We start from the raw sequence: 3,229 nt of genomic DNA on the forward strand, positions 1-3,229 counted from the left end.
GATCTAGATGTAATGCCTAAAACAGAAAAGAATCAAATATTATTTGATTTCAATCATACGACTAGAGTTCATAAAACATTACTTTGTGAGACTGTAACAGCTCCTCAATTATTTGAAGAGCAGGTAAAACAGAATCCTAATCAAATAGCGATTGTATGTAATGGAAAAGAAATTACATATAAACAATTAAATATAAAAGCTAATCAGTTGGCGAGAAGGTTATTAGACCAGGGAGTTAAAAGAGAATCCATTGTTGGTGTGATGATGGAACGCTCTATTGAGATGATTGTAGGCATATTAGGTATCTTAAAAGCGGGTGGGGCGTATTTACCGATTGATACCGATTTACCAAAACAAAGAGTGGAATATATGCTGACAGACAGCGGGTGTTCACATGTACTAACATATCAAAACTCTATTATAAAGGGAGTAGCATTTCAAGGTAGTGTAATAAATCTAATGGATATTCCTTTTGAAGAAGAACAATTAGAAGATTTGCAGATAACGATGGAACCTCAAAATTTGGCATATGTTATTTATACATCAGGTTCTACAGGCCAGCCCAAAGGGGTAATGATTGAACATCGTTCCTTAACTAATTTTTTGTGTGCAATGTATGAGGACTTCTCTCAAGATATAGGGATAACTGATAATGTACTATTCTCAAGTAGTATTTCTTTTGATGTTACTATATTTGAAATATTTGTCCCATTGGTATATGGAGCAAGAATGACTATTTATCAAGGTGAGAAGTTTGATGTACCAAAACTTGTACAAGTCATTCTTGAGGAACAGGTCACGTTAGCATATATTCCACCTACCTTATTAAATGAAATATATGATTATTTTGTAAGGGCGAATCAGAAGATATCGTTAAATAAACTTTTCGTGGGAGTAGAACCAATTAAAACAGAATTACTCGCAAAATACGATCATCTATTTAGGGGGAACCTCCAAATATTAAATTTATACGGACCTACAGAGGCTACAGTCTGTTGTACATCTTATCAATATGAGAGGGATAAAGAAATTACAACACAAAACGTACCAATAGGTTCGCCATTGTTAAATACTAAAATTTATATATTGGATTCATTTCACAGGCTACAACCTATAGGTGTTCCAGGAGAAATATGTATTTCTGGCATAGGGTTAGCTAGAGGATACATCAATCGAAAAGAATTAACAGCAGATAAATTTATTGATCATCCATTTGAACCTGGTGAGAAATTATATAAAACAGGAGATATAGCGAGATGGCTACCTGATGGTAACATTGAATACTTGGGACGAGTTGATCATCAAGTGAAAATAAGGGGATATCGAATAGAACTAGGTGAGATAGAAGCAAGTTTGTTAAAATATGAGACAATCAAAACCGCCGTATTAATACAGCGAGAAGATGAAAGTGGAGAAAAGTATTTATGTGCGTATGTAGTTACCGAAAAAGATATTCCTATTCCAGAGGTAAGAGCATATTTAGCAACAAAGTTACCATATTATATGATACCTCAACAGATCATACCCATTCAAAACATACCGTTAACACAAAACGGAAAAATAGATAGAAAAAAATTACCTCAACCTATTTATAATTTAAAATCTAGTCATATAGAGCCGACAAATTCTACAGAAAGAAAATTAGTTGAAATTTGGAAAGATGTTTTAGGAATTCAAAGGGTAGGAATACAGGATAACTTTTTTGAGATAGGTGGTCATTCATTAAAGGCTGCTAAGTTAATTTCTATCGTTAATAAAGAATTTAATGTGCAATTATCTATTAAATCCCTATTTAAGTTTCCTGTTTTGGTTGATTTTTCAAAATGTATATTAGAAATGGAAAAAAGTGATTATATTTCCATAGAACCTGTAAAACAACAAGAGTATTATTTAGCTTCTACGTCACAAAAGAAAATGTTTATAGTAGATCAATTCGAAGATGGTACAAATACAACTTATAATATGCCCACAATACTTAAAGTAGAAGGGGATATTTGTAAAGATAAGTTTGAAAATATATTTCAATCTTTAATTCAGAGACATGAAATATTAAGAACTTCTTTTCAAATTTTAGATGGGGAATTAGTGCAAAAAATTGAGCCTAATGTAGAATTCAATATTGAATACGTTCATGTAAATGAAAAAGATGTGGATTATTTAATACATGAGTTTATAAGTCCATTTGACTTATCAAAAGCTCCATTATTAAGGGTGTTGCTTTTAAGGATAGCAGAAGAAAGGCATATCCTTTTAGTAGATATGCATCATATAATATCTGATGGTTTATCAATGGGGATATTAATAAAAGAGTTTGTAGAATTGTATAAAGGAAATGAACTTCCAAAATTGAGAGTGCAGTACAAAGACTTTGTAATGTGGCAAAATGGACCTTACTACAAGAATCTAATTAGTGAACAAAAGAATTATTGGTTAACAACTTTAAAAGGAGAACTTCCGGTTTTAAATTTTCCAACCGATTTTCAAAGACCCACTATACAAAGCTTTAAAGGTAAGGTTTGTTCCTTTAATTTGGGAACAGATTTAACTTTTAAAGTAAATAAACTAGCAACTGAAACTGGTACAACGCCATATATGATTTTATTGGCCATTTATAACATACTTTTATCTAGATACACAGGTCAAGAAGACATTATTGTAGGCTCACCTATTGCTGGAAGGTCTCATTCTGATACTAATCATATGATTGGTATGTTTATTAATACTTTGGTAATGAGAAATTATCTAGAAAATGACGATGAGTTTATTGAGTTTTTGAGTAGATTAAAACTCAATACATTAGAAGCTTATGAAAATCAAGACTATCCTTTTGAAGAAGTACTAGAAGATTTAGACTTGCATAGGGATACAAGTAGAAATCCATTATTTGATACAATGTTTGTTTTTCAAAACATGGATATGAATCCAATATCTATTGGTGAATTAGAATTTACACCGTATCCGTTTAAGCAGTCAGTTTCAAAATTTGACTTGTCATTAATAGCAACGGAAATAGATAATAACATTCATTTAAAAGTAGAATATAGTACTAAGTTATTTAAAGCGGAGACGATAGAAAGGTTAATGGTACATTTTAAAAATATAGTTGAGGAAGTAACTAATAACCCTAGAGTACGATTGCGTAATATTAATATGTTATCTGTAGAAGAAGAACATTGTATAATGAATGAATTTAACAAAAAAGAGAATTCAAATTCTAATCATTTATTAG

At 31.0% G+C, this 3,229-nt stretch carries 1 protein-coding gene; it reads left to right on the forward strand.

Going from position 1 to position 3,229, the window contains the following annotated elements:
* The coding region (locus ABWK52_RS22865; protein WP_353772152.1) for an amino acid adenylation domain-containing protein at positions 1-3,229 on the forward strand (3,229 nt) is incomplete at both ends.

The organism is Bacillus sp. AP50 (assembly GCF_040492675.1).
Taxonomy (GTDB): domain Bacteria; phylum Bacillota; class Bacilli; order Bacillales; family Bacillaceae_G; genus Bacillus_A; species Bacillus_A cereus.